The following is a 20,463-nucleotide window of genomic DNA, read 5'->3' on the forward strand; positions in this document are numbered from 1 at the left end:
ATCTCCTTAACGTGATGAGTCTTTTCGGTCGAGTCCGGCTTCGAGACTTTCGAGCGTCCTGCCGCGCACGTTCGGTCCGAGCGCGGCGAGCAGAATCGCCATCACGACATAAGCGACGCCGATCGACGACACGATATAGAACGGATTCCTTAACGTCAGCAAAGCGGCCGCAACGGCGAACGGCGTGATCGCGGATGCGAGCCGTCCGATCAGCGCAGCAGTGCCGAGTCCACGCAACCGCACACCCGTAGGCAAAATTTCAGGGATGTAAGTGGCAAAACCCACCGACGATATAAAGAAGATCGCGCTCACGAGCAACAGGCCGATGCACATCAGCCCGAGCGGCGAAGTCTGCTGCGAGTACGCGATGCCCGCCGCCGCCGCGATCAACGCCGCCGCCACCAGCGACCAGCGCCGCTCGATGCGATCCGCCAGCACGATGCCAAGCAACGGCCCGATAAAGCCGCCCATGAAGCTCACCGCCGCGAACGTGAACGTCGAGCCGAGCGTGAGCCCGCGCGAGACGAACAGCGTCGGCAACCAACTGATGAGCACGAACAAGCCCGTGAGATGGCATATGTTGAACACGATGGCGAGTGCGAAACGTCCGCGCACGAGCGGCGAAAACAGCGCATCCCAGCCGAGATGACGCGCGGGATCGCGCGATGCTTGTGCATCGGGCAAAGGCTTGCCTTGCTGCCGCACGATGGCTTCTTCGAGCATATCGAGCACGCGCGCGGCTTCTTCATCGCGTCCGACAGACGCCAGCCAGCGCGGCGATTCCGGCAGCAACCGCTTGTTCGCAAAGACCAGCAGCGCGGGAATCACGGACAGCAGAAACAGAATGCGCCAGCCCGTTTCCACGGCGGTGTTCGGCACGATGACGCGCGCCATCAACGCACCGAACGGCAAGCCCGCATTGAGCAGCAACGCGACCGCCGACTGGAAGCGTCCGCGATAGCGCTTCGGCGTGAATTCGTTCAGATACGCATAGCCTGTCACCGTGACCGTGCCGATGGCGAACAGGTTGATCGTGCGAAACGTGAGCAGCATGCCGTAGCTCGTCGCCAGTCCGCAGCCGATGCTCGACAGACTGTAGGCCAGCACCGTCGCCTGAAAAAGCCGTCTGCGCCCGATGCGGTCACCTAGCAAACCCGCCGCGATGGAACCAAACGCCGCAGCAACAAGCGGCACAGAAATGAACGTCGCGGTGGTCGCGGGCGTGAGCCAGCCGTGTTTGTGCAGCGCCGGAATCACGAAGCCGGTGACCGTGAGATCGTAGCCGTCGAAGAACATCGCGACGCCGAGGATCGCGAACAGTGTCCAGTGAAAGCGCGCGAGCGGCAGCCGTTCCATGCGTCCGGCAATGTTGAGCGATTCGGTATGCGCGTGTGTTGTCGCGCGTGCATCGTCATCGTCGTATGAACCTAGCGTGGCGGGTTTCACGTTCATGTGCGCCCCCTTCGGCTCGATGCATGCGCCGCGAGTTCGAGCACACGCTCCATGCGCGGCACGAGATCGATCGCGACGAATTCACCATCGACGATGGCCGTGCCTTCGCCACTCGCCTTCACCGCCTCGAACGCTTCGACGATGCGCCGCGCCCGCGCGGTTTCTTCCTCGCTCGGCGTGAAGGCGCGATTGACCGCATCGACCTGTGCGGGATGAAACACGACCTTGCCGCTGAAGCCCAACTCGCGCGAACGCAGCGCGTCGTCGTGCGTGCCTTGTGCGTCGCGCAGACCGTGCAGATACGGCGCGTCGATGGCGTCGCATCCGACCGCACCCGCCGCCGCGACGATGGTCGAGCGCGCCCACAGCAACGCGTTCGGTGTGATCGCCGCGCCGGTTTGCATCGAGTAATCGCCTGAGCCGAAGAAGAACGCGCAGCAACGCGGCGACGCATCGCCGATGGCGAGCGCATTCAACACGCCGCGCGGCGTTTCGAGCGTCACGATGATCTTGAGCGGCTGCGTGCATTGATCGCGTTGCCAGGCTTCGCTGGCGGCGAGCGTATCGTCGAGCCAGCGAAGTTGTTCGGGCGATTCGACTTTCGGCACGAGCAGCGCATCGCAAAAGGCCAGCGGAATAGCGTCGAGATCGCGCTGGCAATCATTCGTGCCGATCGCGTTGATGCGCACCACGCGCTCGCGTCCGCCGAAGTCGAGCGTCGGCATGAGTTCCGCGAGATGCCCGCGCGCTTCGTCGCGACGCGCGGGCGGCACGCCGTCTTCCAGATCGAAGACGAAGGAATCGACATCGAGTTTCATCGCGCTCACCATGCGATCGGGACGATGCGCGGGCGTGATGAGCATCGAGCGGCGGATGCGCCGGGCGAGTGCATTGGACATTCGAAACGTCTCCTGAACAGCTTCTCCGGGACATGGCCGCAGAGGCTTCCAATTCATTCTGTCAGGCTGTCGACAGTCGAACGATCAGGGTTAACTCTTTCATGCAAGTCAGTCAAGAAGGCTGCAAAAGCCCGTGTAACAAGGCTTTAGCCAATCATGCGTCCGGCGATATGCATTCCCCGCATAACAGGTATCTGAGCAGGTCTTACGAACTGTCAATACGCTTGACCACGATCCGCCCGCCGCATCCAGAGCGGGCACAGCCAATTCTTCAGGGTAGGAGACGCCCATGAGCATCGACGCGATCGACGGCGCGCACACGCAAGCCATCGACCAGGAAAAGCTGTATCGCAAGCTCCTATGGCGCATCGCGCCGATTCTCTTTCTCTGCCACCTGTTTTCTTTTCTCGATCGAGTCAACATCGGCTTTGCGAAGCTGCAAATGCTGGGCGATCTGAAGATCGGCGACTCGGCGTTCGCGCTCGGCGCGAGCATGTTTTTCGTCGGCTATATCGCGTTGGAAATTCCGAGCAATATCGTGCTGCACAAGGTCGGCGCGCGGAAGTGGATCGCGCGAATCATGCTGACATGGGGCCTCATTTCCGCAGGCACCATGTTCACGGCGGAACTCGCGCATGTGTTCGGCGTACAGAACGCGACGATGTTCTACATCCTGCGGCTCTTGCTCGGATGTTGCGAAGCGGGTTTCTATCCCGGCATGCTTCTCTACATCAATTACTGGTTTCCTTCCGACCGGCAGACCAAAGTGACTTCGGGCCTGTTGCTCGCGTTGCCCACGAGTCTCATGTTCGGTGGTCCGCTCTCCGGCTGGTTGATGCAACACTCGCATGGCGTGCTCGGCTACAGCGGCTGGCAATGGATGCTCGCCATCGAAGGCTTGCCCGCCATCGTGCTGGCGTTTGTGGTGTTCTTCGGCCTGACCGACAAGATCCGCGATGCGACCTGGCTGACCGAAGCGGAAAAGCGCGTACTAGCAGCCCGTTGAAATATCCCTGAATGAACGCGCGCTCGTTTATCCGCAAGAGCTAGCACGATGCAGTGTTTCAAATGAATTGACGCCAACTTTTCTTTGATTCATCTGCTGCCAATGCCGCTTTGCTTCTCGCTTACGTTTTCAAGCTGCCCGAGCAGCAAGCGTTCGCATGCGGGTCAAGTTGTACGCCACCTGAGTCAGCAGAAAAAGTTGGTCGACTCGCTTCAGACCTCGATACATCGCCTGCCGAATCCGCCCGACGGTCTTGCCCCATCCGAACACCTGCTCGATGCATTTGCGTTTGCACTGACTCATTGCATAGCCGGGCCATCGCGTGGTTCGAGCGTCGATCGCGGAACCGCCCGCGCGTGCATCGTTTTGCGCCACGTGCGGTGTCACGTTGTTCGCGCGACACGTCGCCACGAAGCCAGCCGTATCGTAGTTCTTGTCGGCACCGACCGTTATGGTCGTACCGGCACATTGCGCAGCATCCGCAAGCATCTGCGCGGCAGCGTCGCGTTCGGCCGTGCCGCTGGCCTGCGTGACCTGCGCGTTGACCACGAGACCATGCCGGTTATCGGTCAGCACGTGACCCATGTAGCAAAGCACCGCGCCCGTGCCACGACTCTTGCGGAACAGTCGTGCCTGATTGTCCGTGCTGGATTCGTGTGTGTCGTTGCTGCGTTTCTCGCCGCGCCAGTTCTCCTGCGAGCCGTCTCCGCCCTCAGGCGGCGAATCGTCATCCGGTTTCGTCTTGGGCACGAAACTCTTGTGCCCCGCCCACGCCTGAATGAGCGTGCCGTCGACGCTGAAATGCTCGCCCGACAGGTGACCTCGCCCGCGCGCCGTCTCGACAGTCTCGTTGAACAGGCTGACCATGACATCGTGGACCATCAGCCGGTCGCGGTTCTTGCTGAAGGTGGAGTGGTCCCAGACCGCATCGTCCATCGCCAGTCCGACGAACCATCGAAACAGCATGTTGTAAGAGATTTGCTCCATCAGCATGCGTTCGCTGCGAATCGAATACAGCACCTGCAACAACAGCGCGCGTATCAGTTTCTCCGGCGCGATGCTCGGGCGACCGCCCTTGGCCTCGCTCTCGTACATGCGCGAAAACACCGCGTCCATGCGCGTGAGCGCCTCGTTCAGCCACAAGCGAATGGGTCGCAGCGGATGATTGGCCGGAACGAAATCGTCCAGTCTGGACATCGTAAACATCGATTCGGTATAGCCGTCGGGGCCGCGCATCGCTTTGGTCTCTGTGTCGTTCGATTCTTTAGATCAACGTTTCTGCCTTGCGTATGGATGACTCGGGAGGAGGGTATTTCAACAGGCTGCTAGAAAACAACGTGAGCGCGGAACGTGCGCACAAGTCCTATGAATTCGGCGCGGCATTGCGCGACTATCGCGTGTGGATCGTGGCGGGCATCATCTTCACGTATGCAACGGGATGGTACGGGCTGTCGTTCTGGCTGCCATCGATCGTGCGCGAATCGGGCGTGAAGGATACGTTCCACATCGGCTTGCTGACCGCCATCCCTTTCTTCTTCGCGTTCCTCGCGATGGTCTTCAACGCGTGGCATTCGAGCAAGACCGGCGAGCGCCGCTGGCATGGCGCGATTCCCGCGTTCATCGGCGGCGCGGGGTTGATTCTGAGCGCGGTGTTCGCGGGGAATGTGCCGGTGGCGATCTTCTGCCTGTGCATCGCGGCATCGGGCGTGCTGGGGCTGACGCCGGTCGTGTGGACGTATCCCGGCAGTCTGTTGTCGGGCACGGCGGCGGCTGCGGGCATCGCGATGATCAATTCGTTCGGCAGCTTGTCGGGCATTGCGGGTTCAATGATTACGGACGTCGTCAAACGCATGACGGGGAACATCAACAACGGCACGTTCGCGCTCGGCATCGTGCTGCTGTGTACCGGTGTGCTCGTGTTGTCGATTCCTGCGGCAACGTTCAGGCGTGGACAGGCGGCATCCGTTCGAGAAGAAGACGACACCGTTCCCGCCGATGCACTGACCCGGTTCTGATCACTCCACCGCGCGCCAGACACGCCGGGCAGCGTCGCGGCGCGTGACAGACTGCCTTTATCGGCACGTCTCAGGTCTTGTCGTTATTATTTTGAACTTCTGCTACTTTCACGGTCTGCATAACAGATATGCAAGCGATGCGACACGCGCGTCGATACGCTTGCCTCCCAGCCAGCCAACCACCGGAGCACGCATGCTGCCAAAAACGCCGAGCTTTTCTTTGAGCGGCAAGACCGCGTTGATCTCGGGCGGCGGACGCGGCATCGGGCTTGCGGCCGCTGCGGCGCTTGCAGAAGCAGGCGCGCGCGTGACGCTCGTCGCGCGCTCCGCCGACGAACTGAAGCACGCATGCAAGCAAATCGACGACGCCGGCGGCGAGAGCCGCCATATCGTGCTCGACGTGACGGATGCACGCGCCATCGATCAGGCCATCGACGATCACGGTCCCTGCGACATCCTCGTGAACTGCGCGGGCATGAACCGCCCGAAGCCGCTCGTCGATACGCCGGACGAAGACATCGACGCCGTGTTCGATCTCAACGTAAAGGCTGTGTTCTATATGTCGCGCGCCATCGCGAAAGGCATGATTAAGCAGGGCAAAGGCGGCTCGATCATCAACGTGTCCTCGCAGATGGGCCATGTCGGCAGTGTGGGGCGTACCGTGTATTGCGCGTCGAAACACGCGATCGAAGGCATGACGAAAGCGCTCGCGTGGGAACTCGGGCCGCACGGCATCCGCGTGAATACGCTGTGCCCGACGTTCATCGAAACAACGCTGACGGCCCCCATGTTCGAGAAGCCCGGCTTTCGTGAATGGGTCACGTCGCGCATCGCGCTCGGGCGCGTGGGCCGTGTGGAAGAAATGATGGGCGCGGTCGTGTTTCTGGCAAGCGATGCATCGACATTGATGACCGGCAGCGCGCTCATGCTCGACGGCGGCTGGACGGCCGCCTGAACGATAATTCGGAGAATAAAGATGACGAAGCAAACGGGGATTCCATTCGATAAGCCTGTCGCGGTGATCGGCGCGGGACTCGTGGGCGCGGGATGGGCCATCGCGTTCGCGCGCGCGGGCCTCAAAGTGCGCGTCTACGATTCCAATCAAAGCACCGCTGCCGCCGCGCTGCCATGGGCGCTCAATCAACTCGAAGCGCTGCATCGGCATGGCTTGATCGATGAAGAACCCGCGCAGGTCGCCGCGCGTCTTACGCTTGCCGGTTCGCTTGCGGAAGCGCTCGATGGCGTCGCGTACGCGCAGGAATCCGTGCTGGAACGCGTGGACGTCAAGCGCCGTCTCATGGAAGAACTCGATGCCGTCGCCGATACGAATGTGGTCATCGGCAGTTCGAGTTCGGGCATCAAGGCATCCGACTTCGCGCTCGATCTGCGCATTTCGCCGCGCGTGCTGATTGCGCATCCGGTGAATCCGCCTTATCTCGTGCCGGTGGTGGAACTGGTGCCGTCGTCGCAGACATCGCCGAATACGGTGGCCTTCGCGGATGAACTCATGCGTGGCATCGGCCAGAGCGTGGTGCATGTGCGCAAGGAGATCGAAGGCTTCGTGCTGAACCGATTGCAGGCGGCGTTGCTGCGCGAAGCGTGGGCCTTGCAGCGCGATGGCGTCGCGAGTTGCGAGGACATCGACAAGACCGTGCGCGATGGGCTCGGCTGGCGCTGGTCGTTCATGGGGCCGTTCGAAACCATCGATCTGAACGCGCCGGGCGGCGTCGCGGACTACGCGCGGCGGCTCGGGCCGCTCTACCATTCGATCACGCGTTCGCGCACGGAAGACGGTGGTTGGGATGACGAACTGATCGCGCGCGTGGAAGCGGACCGCCGTCAGCACTTGCCGGAGGATCGACTCGCCATGCGCCGCGACTGGCGCGACGAACGGTTGATGCGCTTCGCCGCGAGCCGCAATGCGAACGGTGGCGGCGAAGATCGTTAGTCGCGAATTCTCGATGTATCGCTGAAATCACACCCAAGCACCCCAAGGTTTTCCCTCCCCCACCTGTTCCGGGTAGGTTCCCACTCCCTCCGAGGCATTACCGTGACGTTACGAGACCCGTCATAGCGATAACCCGCCAGCGCACGCCGCATGGCCGGGAAGCACTCAGGAGACAAGCATGGAATCAAGGCGCCACGCGGCCAGTTTCGACACGAGGCCTTCGCCCGATTTCCAGCCGCGCTCCGCATGGACCATGACCGTCATGCTCATGGTCCTTTCTCTGATCAATTTCCTCGACAAGATCGTGCTCGGGCTGGTCGCCGTGCCGCTGACGGCGGAACTGCATCTGTCGCCGCAGCAATACGGGCTGGTTGCGGGCAGCTTCTTCTGGCTGTTCTCGGCGTCCACCGTGGTCGTCGGATTCATCTCCAACCGCATTCCCACGCGCTGGCTCCTGCTCGCAATGGGCTTCGTGTGGGCGGTCCTGCAAGTACCGCAAGCGCTGACGACGAGCGTGATCGGTTTGCTGCTCTGCCGCGTCATTCTCGGCGCGGCGGAAGGCCCGGCGTTTCCGGTTTCCGTGCATGCGCTCTTCAAATGGTTTCCGGATCGCAAGCGTAATCTGCCGGTCGCTGTCATCACGCAGGGAGCCGCCGCTGGCATGTTGCTCGCGGGCATCATGATTCCGCTCGTGACGCGCGAATGGGGCTGGCGCATGAATTTCGTGCTGCTCGGCGCGATCGGCGCGATCTGGTGCCTGCTCTGGCTGTGCATCGGGCGCGAAGGGCCACTCGACGGTCAACGCTCGACGCGTGGTGCGGACGCTTCGGCGCCACGGCTGCCGTATCGGCGAATCCTCACGGACCGCTCGGTGCTTTCCGTGTTCGCGCTCGGCTTCACCGCCTACTGGACGCTCGGCCTTAGCCTGACGTGGCTGCCCACGTATCTGGAAAAAGGCCTTGGCTTTTCCGGCGTCGATGCAGGCCGATGCTTCGCCGCCGTCGTCGCCACGGCCACACCCGTGAATCTCGCGCTGAGCGCGCTTTCGCAGCGCATGCTGGCGCGCGGCGCATCGAGCCGGCGCGCGCGGGTCCGGCCGCTCTGTCTGAGCGCCACCGCAGGCGCGCTGATGTTCGTCGCGCTGATCCTGCTGAACGCATCGCCCATTCAGAAAGTCGCGTTGCTGGCGATTGCCTGCGCGCTGCCGACCCTGAGCTTCACCCTCGCGCCCGCCCTGCTCGCGGAGATGGTGCCGAACAGTCAACGTGGCGCGCTGGTCGCCATCAACACGGCGCTGGCGAGTCTGGGCGCCGCCATCGCGCCAGCGGTGATGGGCCGCATCGTGCAGATTCACGGCGGCGGCAACAGCCACGCGTACGAACTCGGCTTCGTCGTGAGCGCCGTGTTGCTGGTTGCGGCGGCGCTGGCGGCGCTGCGCTGGCTGCATCCCGAGCGCTCCATTGCGACGCTCAGACACGTTGCCGCGCAAGCCACCGCCTGAAGCACAGAACTGCCCGAACGAACGATGGCCATGACTAGACCTGAGAGAAACGCCGCGCCCCATGCAGGCGCGGCGGAATATGACTACATCGTCGTGGGTGCGGGATCGGCCGGATGCGCGGTGGCGGCGAGACTGGCCGAAGATCCGTCGGTGACCGTCGCGCTGCTCGAAGCCGGTCCGCACGATCATCACCTGAGCGTCTGGGCGCCGATCGGCCTCGCCGCCACGGCGCGCAAAGCGGGTCCGCGCAATTACGCCTATTACACCGAGCATCAGCCCGAACTCGACGGACGCCCTTCCTATCAGCCACGCGGCCGGGGATTGGGCGGCAGTTCGTCGATCAACGGGATGGTGTACATCCGCGGACATCGCAGCGATTACGACGCCTGGGCGAATGCCGGATGCGCCGGATGGAGCTACGACGACGTGCTGCCCTACTTCCGCCGCAGCGAGTGCAATCAGCGCTTTCGCGGCGATCCGTTGCACGGCGATGACGGTCCGCTGCACGTCAACGACCTGCGCACGCCGAACCCTTTTTCAAGGCGTTTCGTCGATGCCGCGTTGCAGGCGGGGTATCCGCATAACGACGACTTCAATGGCGCGGAACAAGAAGGCGCGGGCCTGTATCAAGTCACCCAGCACAACGGCGAGCGATGGAACGCCGCGCGCGCGTATCTGCATGGCGGCGATCAACGCGATCCGAGTCTCAGCGGCGGCCGCCCGAATCTCGCCGTGCTCACGGATTCGCAGGCGCTGCGTCTCACGTTCGACGGCAAGCGCGCGAGTGGCATTCGCGTGATTCGCGCGGGCATCGAGCAGACCTTGCGGGCGCGGCGCGAAATCGTGCTCAGTTGCGGCGCGTTCAACTCACCTCAATTGCTGATGGCGTCGGGCATTGGTCCGGGCGAGCATCTGCGCGAGCATGGCATCGATGTGATTCACGATCTGCCGGGCGTCGGCGAGAATCTTCAGGATCATCTCGATGTCATCGTGAACAAGCAGGTGAAGTCAACGGATCTCTACGGTTATTCGGCGGGCGGCTTCTTGCGGCTCATGTCCGAGATCGTGCGATACCGGCGCGACCGCACCGGCATGGTCAGTTCCAATTTCGCGGAAGCAGGCGCGTTCGTGAAAACGCGCCGCGAACTCGCGGTGCCGGACGTGCAACTGGCGTTCGTGCTGGCGCTGCTCGGCGACCGCAGCGGCACGAAGCGCTCGAAGCTCGGGCACGGTTATTCGTGTCACGCGTACATTTTGCGGCCCGAGAGTCGCGGGCACGTGCGTCTGCGAACGTCCGACATGCGCGATGCGCCTTCCATCGACCCGCGCTTTCTGACTGCCGAAGCCGACATGGAAGCGCTGATTGCGGGCGTGAAAATCGTGCGCCGCATCTACGCGCAGCCCGCGCTCGCCAATGCAGGCGGCAAGGAAATGCTCACCGACGACTTCGGCCCCGGCGATTCGAACGACGACGCCATCCGCGCGTTCGTGCGCAAGCAGGCGGACAGCGTGTATCACCCGGTCGGCACTTGCAAGATGGGTATCGATGCAAAAGCCGTGGTCGATCCGAGCCTGCGCGTGCGCGGCATCGAAGGCTTGCGCGTGGCGGATGCCTCGATCATGCCGACGCTGATCGGCGGCAACACGAACGCGCCGGCCATCATGATCGGCGAGAAAGCGGCGGATCTGATCCGCGCCGCGAACAGATAGAAACAGACAGAGATAGTTCGGACAGCTTCACATGGAGCACGATATGCACGCAATAGAAAGCGCATCCCTTTTCAACACCGAGCGGGCCGCATGGCCTTTCTCGGTCGAACGCCATACGCCGACCATCGGCGCGACGATTGGCGGCATCGACCTGCGCGAGCCGCTCGACGACGACACCTATCGGGCATTGCGCCGCGCGCTGCTCGAATTCAAGGTGTTGTTCTTCCGCGATCAGGACATTACACCGGCGCAACACGTCGCGCTGGCGGGGCGCTTCGGCGAACTGGAGATTCATCCGGCTTTTCCGCATCACCCGGACCATCCCGAACTGGTGATTCTGGGCCGCAACGAAACGCGCCGTGGCCGCGAAAACCTCTACCACTCCGATGTTTCGTGGCGCGAGATTCCGTCGATGGGTTCCATGCTGCGTTGCGTGCAGTGCCCCGAAGTGGGCGGCGATACGATCTGGATCAACATGGTCGCGGCCTACGCCAACCTGCCCGATGAGATCAAGACGCGTATCGCGCAGCTCGAAGCGGTGCACGATTTTCTGCCTCTGTTCGGCACGGCGTTGCCTAAAGAACAACATCCGGCCATGCGGCAGAAGTTTCCGCCCGTCACGCATCCGGTGGTGCGCGTGCATCCGGAAACGGGCGAGAAGATTCTCTACGTCAACGAAGCCTTCACCACGCATCTGTCGAATTATGGGCATGTGACGGCGCAGGAGTATCGCGTCGGCTTCGACTACAAGCTCGCCGAGATGGACTTGCTGCAATACCTGTTCCGTCAGGCGCAGGCGCCCGAGTATCAGGTGCGTCTCAAGTGGCAGCCGAACACCATCGCCTTCTGGGACAACCGCGCCTGCCAGCATTACGCCGTGCAGGATTATTTCCCCGCGCCGCGCCATATGATGCGCGCCACCGTGATCGGCGATCGTCCGATTCGCGTGGCCTGAATGAGGCCTGAAGGATACCTGATGAAAATCCTGAACTCGTTTTATATCGGCGGCGCGTGGACCGAACCGTCCGCGGGCAGCACGCTGATCGATATCGTCGATCCCGCCACCGAGGAAGTGAGTGGCACGCTCGCCATGGGCACCGCAGCGGATGCGGACCGCGCAGTGGCGGCCGCGCGCGCCGCGTTTCCGGCGTGGTCGGCATCGAGCCGGGACACGCGTATTGCGTTGCTGGAACGCGTGATCGAGCGGTATCGCGCGCGTCTGGACGATCTCGCGGATGCCGTGCGTCGTGAAATCGGCGCGCCCGTCGCGCTGTGCAAGCATCTGCAAGCGCCAATCGGACTCGCGCAGTTTCAGGCGGCGCTGGAAACGCTGCGTCATTTCGAGTTCGAAACGCAGCATGAGAAAAGCTACGTGCGGCGCGAGGCGATCGGTGTGGCCGCGCTCATCACGCCGTGGAACTGGCCGCTGAATCAGATTGCCGCGAAGGTCGCGCCCGCGCTTGCGGCGGGCTGCACGGTCGTCTTGAAGCCATCGGAAATCGCTCCGCTCGACGCGGTGATTTTCGCGGAAGTCATGCATGAAGCGGGCACGCCGCCCGGCGTCTTCAACATGATCTTCGGCGATGGCCGGGTCGTGGGCCAGCGCTTGTCCTCACATCGCGATGTGGACATGGTGTCGATCACTGGCTCTACGCGCGCCGGAATAGAAGTCGCGATGAGCGCTGCGCCTACTGTCAAGCGTGTGGCTCAGGAACTCGGCGGCAAGTCCCCGCTGCTGATTCTCGACGATGCCGACCTCAACGCCGCAGTGACAAGCGGCGTCGCTCAGTGCATGGTCAACTCCGGGCAGACCTGCGTGGCGCCTACCCGCATGCTGGTGCCGCGTGACCGTTATGAGGACGCCGTGACGATCGCCGCTGCCGTGGCGAACGGGGTTATCGTCGGCGACCCCGCCGATCCGGCCACGAAGATGGGGTGCATTTCGAATCGCGCGCAGTATGAGAAGGTGCAGCGCATGATTCGCGTCGGTCTGGAAGAAGGCGCGCGGTTGGTGGCGGGTGGTGCGGGAAGACCCGAAGGCCTCTCCCGTGGCTTCTACGCGCGGCCCACGATTTTCGCGGATGTGCATAACGCGATGACCATCGCGCGTGAGGAAATCTTCGGGCCGGTGGTGGTGATGATCGCCTATGACGACGAAGAGGACGCTATCGCGATCGCCAACGATACGGACTATGGGCTGGCCGCTTATATCGCCACGGGTGATGCGGAGCGGGGTCGGCGGGTCGCGGCGCGGCTTAGAGTGGGGTCTGTGCGCGTTAATGGCGCGATGATGGATATTTCGGTGCCGTTTGGCGGCTATAAGACTTCGGGGAATGGGCGTGAATGTGGGGTGGAGGGGTTGCTGGAGTTTTTGGAGTGTAAGGCGGTGACGGGGTGAGATTTGTTGGATTGGGGTGTCTGTATGTCGGGCAAGGGGCTGCTGCTGTTTGGGCTTTTATTGCAGTAGCCGCCTCCCCGGCGGGGGGGTAACTTTCTTTGCTGCTGCAAAGAAAGTCACCAAAGAAAGCAGCTTTTTACCCCATGCACGATGGCTGGAAAGGGTTGGTCTGGATTAACCGATGCAGTGGCCGCAATAGGACGTGCCACGCATAACGAGCGCTTAGGCAACCTAGCGATCACGCGCTCAAAGTCTCTACGCTCGTTGGACCGCGCTCATTCTTTCGGCCATGCGCTGCGCGCGCCGAGAGCTTTAGAACGGAATCCCGCAGCGTATGAGTGTCCAGTCACATCACACCGCATCGCACCTCTCCCATTCGGCCCTACCTTGGTAAGTGCTTCTGGGCAAAGCGCACCCACCAACGCAAGTCATCATTTAGTCGGAGCACTAACCAAGGTAGGACCGAATAGCAATCTTGCGGGGAAGCGTGATGTGGCTGGGCGCTGATACGCTGCGGGATTCCGTTCTTACGTTCTCGGCGCGCGCAGCGCATGGCCGAATGAATGAGCGCGGTCCACTGAGGCAAAAGAAATCGAGCGCGAAATCGCCAGGTTGCCTAAGCGGCAAGTTATGCGTGGCAAGCCCTATTGCGGCCACTGCATCCATTAATCCAGACCAACCCTCTCCAGCCATCGTGCATGGGGTAAAAAGCTGCTTTCTTTGGTGACTTTCTTTGCAGCAGCAAAGAAAGTTACCCCCCCGCCGGGGAGGCGGCTACTGCATAAAAAGCCCAACCAGCAGCAGCCCCTTGCACAAAAAAAAACAAACTCAAAGCGTAGACAACGTGAGCGCATTCCTCACCGACTTCACCCCTTCCACCCCTTGCGCGGCCTGCGTCGCCAACCCGATCTGCGCCTCTTCAGGCACCATGCCTTCGAGAATCACCGCACCATCATGCGCACGAACGGTAATCCCCGCCACCCGCAGATCCTTCGTCTTGCTCAACGCACGCAGCACGTTCTTTTGCAACGCGCGATCGGCCGCCTTGCCCGCCTTTGCATCAGATACGGATGACGCCGCCGCCGCAACCTCACTCCCTTGCGCATAAGCACCAGAAACCACACACAAAGCGACAGCGAGCAATAAAACCCGCATCGTTCTAATCGTTCCCATCAAAATTTCCTCGTCGTATTCGTCTTCAGAAGCGATGCGTCATACCAACCACGCCAAGCGCCTGTTTCGACCCGGCCGCCACCCCCGTCACACCCGGCCAGCTCATGTTGCCGCTTCCATTGTTCTTCACATAACCCGCGCGCATATACAGACTCGTGCGCTTCGAAAGATTGTGATCGACGCCCACTTCAACGCCGATGTTGTTATCGTGAACGCCCCGCACGCTGCGCTGAATGCCAGCAATCTCGATGACATCGAACGGCGTAGCCTGAATGGTCGCGCCCAGTTCCATGATGCTGTACGAATGCACCAGCGACGCCAGCGGCAAGCTCAAGGCAGGCGTGACGTTGACCACCGCGCCTTGCGGCACGTCCTTCGGACGGTTATACGAATAGTTGAACTGGAAGTTCACGATGCCAAGCCGATACGCCAGCGCACCCGTTAAATGCTCGGTCGCCATCAACGGAAAGCTCACCAGCAACGAAGGCGCGGTCGGCACCAGCGGGGCGCTTTCCTTCGCGCCGTGCTGGTACTGATAGCCGACGCCCGCGTAAAAGCCATAGCCCGAATAACTCGCCGCCAGATCGAGCATGTTGCCCGACGCGATGTTCACCGGCTGCGTCACCGTGGCGGCGAACGCATACATGGCAAAGAGCTTGAAGCCGTTCACATCGGGCGACTGATACACAATCGAATTGCTGGTCCGCCCGGACACATACTGCGTGGCGATGGTGGAACGATCGGTCGCGCCCGCGAGATCGGCGGCGGCGAGCGGCGACATCACTTCGTTGCCACGGAAAGGGTCCGTGAAATACACCGCCCAGAAGCTCGGCTGATACTGACGCCCGAAACTCAGTTGGCCGTACTTGTCGTGTTTCAGCCCGACCCACGATTGCCGGTAAAACATCGCGGTGCTGTCCGCGAAGTACGAACCGTTGTTGATGTTGTAGCCGCTTTCCACATCGAACACGGCTTTCAGTCCGCCGCCGAGGTCTTCCGAGCCTTTCAATCCGACCAGCGAACCGGTCGAACCGCCGCTCCGTTCGGAATACGAATGTTTGCCGCCATTATCGAGATACTGAACGAAGACGTCCGCTACCCCGTACAAGGTCACGCTCGACTGGGCGGACGCGACCCCGGCGGCGAGCATCAACACGGCCCCGCAAACGGGCCTGATCCTGAAACGCATGCATGTCTCCTATTGGTGTTGCCGAATCCGGAGAACATGAGCAATGCAAAATGTTGACGATGCTCCCCGGCCAACGCACCCGTCACACCTGCCGGCGTTCGGGATCGAGATCGGCGTCTCTTTCGTTGCGATTACATCTTGCAGGGATGGCCCGACCGAGCAACTACCCGAACGGAGGGGGCACGGGAATACCCCGAGCGCTGCAAGGCCGCCCCGCTTGGCGCAAAAAGGCGGCCTCGGGTGCTGCGCTACAATGAGCCGGTCATCATTTTGTTCTCCGGAGCGACCCGTTCGGGCACGCGATCGGAACACGCAAGGCGCAGGTCAGCATGTCGCACATTTCCCCTTCCGAAGCCGGCACGATCGAACCTGAAATCCACTCCCGTCTGGTCGCGCCGCGCCGCACGACCCCTATCGTGGCGCGCGAACGTCTGCTTGCCCTTCTGCTCGATGCGCGCCGCAAACGTTGCGTGGTCCTTCAGGGTCCGGCCGGTTGCGGCAAGACCGGCGTGCTGCTGGCCTGGCGCGAAACGCTGCTGTCGCTCGGCTTCGATATCGCGTGGCTCACGCTTGCGCCGAAAGACAACGACCTCGCCCGATTTCTCGATTCTCTCGTCGCGAGCCTGGCGCTTGTCGATCCCGCGATCTCGCGCGAAGCCGCGCTGCCGGGCGCACACGGCATGGACGAGCAAGCCGTGGAGCGCACTGTCATCGCGCTGGTGCGCGGCATCGCGGAACATCCGGGCGATGTCCTGCTGGTGCTGGACGACCTGCATCACATCACGCATGCGCGCAATCACGAAGCGCTGCAATGGCTGATCGATTACGCGCCCGCCAACCTCCATCTCGTGTTCGTTTCGCGCGGCAACGTGCCGCTTTCGCTCGGCCGCGTGCGCGATGAGGGGCTCGCGCTCGAACTGGGTCCGCGCGATCTTCGCTTCACTGTTGCGGAATCCGAAACATTCCTGCGCGCACAACTCGGCGAAATCAGTCAGCGCGATGCCCGCCACGCCCACACGCAAACGGATGGCTGGGCGGCAGGCTTGCAGTTGTTCGCCACGCGCCTCAAGACAAAGTGCAATCCGCCGACGGCCGGCAAGCTGCACCCTGCGCGCGATTTCGCTGACTATTTCGAACGGGAAGTGTTGTCGCATCTCGCCGACAGGGAAGTCGATCTGCTGATACGCATGTCGTGTTGCGCGCGTTTTTGCGCGTCGCTGTGCATCGCGCTGATCGGTCAGGAACAGTCGCCGGACAGCATTCGGCTTTTGCTCGCACGGCTGGAGAGCGAGCATCTTTTCATCGAGACCGTTGAAAGTTCGGATGCCGAATCGTGGTATCGATTCAATCCGCTGTTTCGGGAGACGCTGCGGGAACGCTTTGGCGCGCGCGGCGAAGCGCATCGGCGCGCGGTGCATCGGGCGGCGTGGGTCTGGTTCCGCGATCACCATCACCCGGATGACGCCGTTCGCCACGCGCTGCTTGCCAACGAAGCCGCCGCTGCCGCCGATCTCGTCCAGCACGTGGCGCGCAGCATGCAGATCGACGGGAAGTTGCGCGAGCTGGTCGCGCTCATGCGCCTGCTTCCGCAAGAAGAAGTGCAGGCGCGCATCGGCTTGCGGCTGTGGCGGGCGCATCTGCACCTGTACGCGCGCGAATTCGATGCCTGCGCGCAAGCCATCACGCATCTGCAAGAAGCCATCGCGCCCGGCGACACCCATTCGCATCACCGTCTGACGCTTTTGCGGACAGCGCTCGCCGTGCAGCGCGACGATCCCGACGATGCCGCCACGCTGCTCTCGCCGCTCCTGAACATATCCGCCGATGCCGACCCGCTCGCGACTGGCGGCCGCAACAACCTGCTGTCGTGGATCCACATGCGCCAGGGCGATTACAACGCGGCGCGGCGCATTCAGACCGAAGGCACACGCTTACTCGCCGGAACGCCCGCAGGCACCTTGAACGGCCGTTGCATGATGGCGTTCAGCCACGCGCTGGAAGGCAATTTCGTGCAGGTCGAGCGCATTGCCCGCGACGTGCTGCACGAAGCCCGCGCGCTCGGCCATGCTGCCGCGGAAGCCGCCTCTTTCGCCACCGCGCTGCTGGGCGAGGCGCTGGTCGAATCCGGCGAGTGCGATGCCGCGTGCAAGCTGCTGGAGGCGCGCATCGACGTGCTGGAGCGCGTCTCCATTCCCGATTCGGTGCTGCGCGTGTTCGGCGTGCTGGCGGCCGCGCACTGGGCGGCGGGGCATCGGCGGGGTGCGCGCGCGTACCTCGAACGGCTCGAAGATCACGCGACGAAGCATGGGCTCGTGCGGCTCGTCGCGCATGCCGTGGCGGCGCAGGCGCGCCAACATCTGTCGTGCGGGCAGTTCGACACGGCGCGAACCGCGCTTGCCCGCCTCGACACAATGGCAGCGCTCGACGACGCCCCTTCCACGACCATCGCCGAGATTCGGACGATGGCGCAACGCGCGCATATCGACTCCTGCATCGCGCACGAAGACTGGGACGGCGCGGCCGTTCGCCTGCAAGCGCTCGTTCCTGAATGCGAAGCGCGCGGCTGGCAGCGCCACGTCGCCATCTTGCAGATGCAGTCGGCCTGCGTCGATACCCGGCGTGGCCGGCACGACGCCGCGCGGCTGGCCGCGCTCGCCGCGCTCAGGCGAGGTCATCGGCTCGGTCTGGTGCGCAGTCTGCTCGATGCGGCGCCCGGTGCGCTCGATCTCATCGCCCGTATCGAGCAAGGCGAACCGCATGATCCCGTGCTCAGCTTTTACGTAGACCGGCTGCGTGACGTGCAACAAGGCACGCCGCGCAATGCGGCTAAAAACGGCCCGTGCGGCGGAAGTCAAACCAGCAGCATCGATACGCTGAGCGAGCGCGAAACCCGCGTGATCGGACTATTGGCGCACGCGCTGCCGAACAAGAAAATCGCCCGCACGCTCGGGATTTCGCCGGAAACCGTCAAGTGGCATCTGAAGAACATCTACGGAAAACTCGGCGTGGCCAGCCGTGATGAAGCCGTGGCCCGCGTGCGTGATCTCAACCTCGGCAATTCGTCGCTCGGCTCCGTGGGCTGAACGCTTCCGTTGCACGGTTGCGCCACCCGCTACGGGTGGGTTCGTCGCAGCCGCATCGTCTTATCCTTGAACTCAAGGGAAGGTGTGCGGGTTCATCGCGCGTCATTCCCATAAAAAATGCTAGTGCTCGCCGTGACGCGCACTGAAGCTCAGGAGACAGGCGTCATGACAACGCTCAAGGCTGATGATTTCACCGTAGCGCCCTACCGTCCCGTGCGTTTCCCGGAGCGCCGCCCGCGCATCGAGCAGCGTTCGGATGGCACGTTGATCCTGAGTTCGGCCAGCGCGCCGCCGTCCATCGCCGAGCGCAGTTTTGCCGCGTTCATTCCGAAATGGGCGGAACGTCGCGGCGACAGCGCGGCTTTCGCCGAGCGGGATGCAACCGGCGAATGGCGCACGATCACCTGGCGCGAACTGTGGGTTCAGGTGCAGACGGTGGCCGCCGCGCTGCTCGAAATGGGTTTGGGCCAGCAACGGCCGTTGATCCTGCTCTCGGGCAATTCGATCGAACAGGCGGTGCTGCTGCTCGCGACCGAATATGTCGGCATTCCGTGCGCGCCAGTGTCGCCTGCGTACTCGCTCGTCAGCAAGGATTTCGCGCGTCTGAAGGGCGTGTTGCGGATGGTCCCGCCCGCTGCGGTGTTCGTGCAGGACGAGGCGCTGTTCGAACGCGCGCTTGCCGAACCCGTTTTCGCGGATACGCCGGTCATCACCGTGCGCAATGCCACGCGTGGTCATCGCACATGGTTCGAACTGCTGGCGAGCGGACTGACGCCCGCGCGCATCGCTGCCGTGGCGCAGGCGCATGCTTCGATCAGCGAGGCGCATACGGTTCGCGTGCTGTTCACGTCAGGCTCGACGGGCGTGCCGAAAGGCGTCCCGCTCACCTACAGCAACTTCAAGGCCGTCGCGTCCTACTACGCCGACAACCTCGGCTGGCTGCTGGAAACGCAACCGGTCTTTCTCGACTGGCTGCCGTGGCATCACGGGCTGGGCGGCGTGCTCAATCTCGGCCGGTCCATCCAGTTCGGCTCGACCCACTATATCGACGATGGCCGCCCGCTCCCCGGCATGATCGAGCGGACCGTGCGCAATCTGCGCGAAGTCTCGCCTACCGTGTTCACGAGCGTGCCTTCCGCGTGGGCGGTGCTGGCGGGCGAACTCGAACGCGATCCCGTGCTCGCGCGCAGTCTTTTCGCGGATGTCCAGTATTTCGGCTACGGCGGCGCCAGCCTGCCTGCCGATGTGTGGAACCGCGTCCAGCGCGTGGCTGTGGAGACCATCGGACGGCGCATCGTGTTTTCGACGGGACTTGCCTGCACGGAAACGAGCGGCATGGGCACGTATTGCGGCTGGCCATCGAAGGATCTCGGCAATATCGGCGGGCCGGTGCCGGGTTCGGAAGTGAAGCTGGTGCCTCTCGATGGCGGCGACGGGCGCTATGAAATTCGCATGCGCGGCGCGAATGTGTTTCACGGCTATCTCGGCAATCCCGAACTGACTGCGGCCGCTTTCGACGACGAAGGCTTCTTCCGCCTAGGCGATGCCGTGCGTCTCGCCAACCCCGCCGACGCAGGCGAGGGTCTGATCTTCGCGGGCCGCGTGGTGGAAGACTTCAAGCTCACCAACGGCACGTGGGTGCGCACGGGCGCGGTCCGTCTGGGCTTGCTCGAACTGTGCGCCCCGCTTATCGCGGATGCGGTGATCTGCGGCCACGATCACGACTATCTCGCCGCGCTCGCATGGCCGAACGTGGCCGCGTGCCGACGCCTCGCGCCCGAGCTAGCCGAACTGGATGCGCACGCGCTGGCGTGTCACCCGCTCGTGGTGGCCACGTTGCGCGAACGCCTCGGCACGCAGAAAGGCGGCGGCGCGAGCCGCACCATCGAACGCGTGATGTTGATGGCCGAACCGCCTTCCATCGACGCCAACGAAATCGCCGAGAAAGGCTATGTCAATCAGGCCGTCACCCGTGCGCGCCGCGCGCATTTGATCGGCCCGCTCTTTCACGCCGAACCGGCCGCGCATATCGCCTGCGCGCGGTAATTTTCCATCCGCGAATCTGGCGGGATCATCTCTTCGCAGGAAC

The 20,463-nt window shown here is 62.8% G+C and carries 15 protein-coding genes; 10 read left to right on the forward strand and 5 right to left on the reverse strand.

The features are described 5' to 3' along the window. Nucleotides 1–6: 6 nt before the first annotated feature. Complete coding sequence (locus ACZCWR_RS32860) at nucleotides 7–1,452, reverse strand: MFS transporter (protein WP_487306255.1); 1,446 nt, start codon at nucleotides 1,450–1,452, stop codon at nucleotides 7–9. Beyond that, a complete protein-coding gene (locus ACZCWR_RS32865; RefSeq protein WP_487306256.1) occupies nucleotides 1,449–2,351 on the reverse strand; it encodes an HpcH/HpaI aldolase/citrate lyase family protein in 903 nt (300 codons plus the stop codon). The genes ACZCWR_RS32860 and ACZCWR_RS32865 overlap by 4 nt, the downstream gene beginning before the upstream one ends. 289 nt (nucleotides 2,352–2,640) lie before the next feature. Here ACZCWR_RS32865 and ACZCWR_RS32870 point away from each other — a divergent pair, with 289 nt between their 5' ends. After that, nucleotides 2,641–3,357: an MFS transporter gene (locus ACZCWR_RS32870; protein WP_487306257.1), complete on the forward strand. Its 717-nt coding sequence runs from the start codon at nucleotides 2,641–2,643 to the stop codon at nucleotides 3,355–3,357. A 129-nt stretch (nucleotides 3,358–3,486) separates the two neighbouring features. Here the strand turns inward: ACZCWR_RS32870 and ACZCWR_RS32875 are convergent, their stop codons facing one another. After that, nucleotides 3,487–4,593, reverse strand: a complete 1,107-nt coding sequence (locus tag ACZCWR_RS32875; RefSeq protein ID WP_487302694.1) for an IS5 family transposase — start codon at nucleotides 4,591–4,593, stop codon at nucleotides 3,487–3,489. A 101-nt stretch (nucleotides 4,594–4,694) separates the two neighbouring features. On the opposite strand from ACZCWR_RS32875, the gene ACZCWR_RS32880 reads away from it, so the two are divergent. The 7 genes from ACZCWR_RS32880 to ACZCWR_RS32910 all read left to right on the forward strand — a co-directional run bounded on the left by ACZCWR_RS32880 (nucleotide 4,695) and on the right by ACZCWR_RS32910 (nucleotide 12,929). Beyond that, a complete protein-coding gene (locus ACZCWR_RS32880) occupies nucleotides 4,695–5,372 on the forward strand; it encodes an MFS transporter (RefSeq protein ID WP_487306258.1) in 678 nt (225 codons plus the stop codon). Nucleotides 5,373–5,565: 193 nt separating this feature from the next. Continuing rightward, nucleotides 5,566–6,327, forward strand: coding sequence for an SDR family NAD(P)-dependent oxidoreductase (locus ACZCWR_RS32885; protein ID WP_487306259.1), 762 nt, complete (start codon nucleotides 5,566–5,568; stop codon nucleotides 6,325–6,327). Nucleotides 6,328–6,348: 21 nt separating this feature from the next. Then, a complete protein-coding gene (locus ACZCWR_RS32890; RefSeq protein WP_487306260.1) occupies nucleotides 6,349–7,320 on the forward strand; it encodes a 3-hydroxyacyl-CoA dehydrogenase in 972 nt (323 codons plus the stop codon). A 178-nt stretch (nucleotides 7,321–7,498) separates the two neighbouring features. Beyond that, complete coding sequence (locus ACZCWR_RS32895) at nucleotides 7,499–8,821, forward strand: MFS transporter (RefSeq protein ID WP_487306261.1); 1,323 nt, start codon at nucleotides 7,499–7,501, stop codon at nucleotides 8,819–8,821. 30 nt (nucleotides 8,822–8,851) lie between these two features. Next, on the forward strand, nucleotides 8,852–10,531 hold the full coding sequence (locus ACZCWR_RS32900; RefSeq protein ID WP_487306262.1) for a GMC family oxidoreductase: 1,680 nt from the start codon (nucleotides 8,852–8,854) through the stop codon (nucleotides 10,529–10,531). 43 nt (nucleotides 10,532–10,574) lie between these two features. Beyond that, complete coding sequence (locus tag ACZCWR_RS32905) at nucleotides 10,575–11,486, forward strand: TauD/TfdA dioxygenase family protein (protein WP_487306263.1); 912 nt, start codon at nucleotides 10,575–10,577, stop codon at nucleotides 11,484–11,486. 21 nt (nucleotides 11,487–11,507) lie between these two features. Continuing rightward, nucleotides 11,508–12,929, forward strand: coding sequence for an aldehyde dehydrogenase family protein (locus tag ACZCWR_RS32910; protein ID WP_487306264.1), 1,422 nt, complete (start codon nucleotides 11,508–11,510; stop codon nucleotides 12,927–12,929). 828 nt (nucleotides 12,930–13,757) lie between these two features. Here ACZCWR_RS32910 and ACZCWR_RS32915 read toward each other — a convergent pair. Then, nucleotides 13,758–14,102: a BON domain-containing protein gene (locus ACZCWR_RS32915; protein ID WP_487306265.1), complete on the reverse strand. Its 345-nt coding sequence runs from the start codon at nucleotides 14,100–14,102 to the stop codon at nucleotides 13,758–13,760. Between the two features lie 25 nt (nucleotides 14,103–14,127). Beyond that, the gene (locus tag ACZCWR_RS32920) at nucleotides 14,128–15,291 is read right to left on the reverse strand and encodes a porin (RefSeq protein ID WP_487306266.1); all 1,164 of its coding nucleotides are present in this window, start codon (nucleotides 15,289–15,291) and stop codon (nucleotides 14,128–14,130) included. A 329-nt stretch (nucleotides 15,292–15,620) separates the two neighbouring features. Here ACZCWR_RS32920 and ACZCWR_RS32925 point away from each other — a divergent pair, with 329 nt between their 5' ends. Further along, nucleotides 15,621–18,374 (forward strand): winged helix-turn-helix domain-containing protein, encoded by a 2,754-nt coding sequence (locus ACZCWR_RS32925; protein ID WP_487306267.1) that lies wholly within the window; start codon nucleotides 15,621–15,623, stop codon nucleotides 18,372–18,374. Between the two features lie 165 nt (nucleotides 18,375–18,539). Continuing rightward, nucleotides 18,540–20,420, forward strand: a complete 1,881-nt coding sequence (locus ACZCWR_RS32930) for a feruloyl-CoA synthase (protein ID WP_487306268.1) — start codon at nucleotides 18,540–18,542, stop codon at nucleotides 20,418–20,420. Nucleotides 20,421–20,463: the final 43 nt, after the last annotated feature.

This window comes from Caballeronia sp. A2-2, from assembly GCF_057612605.2.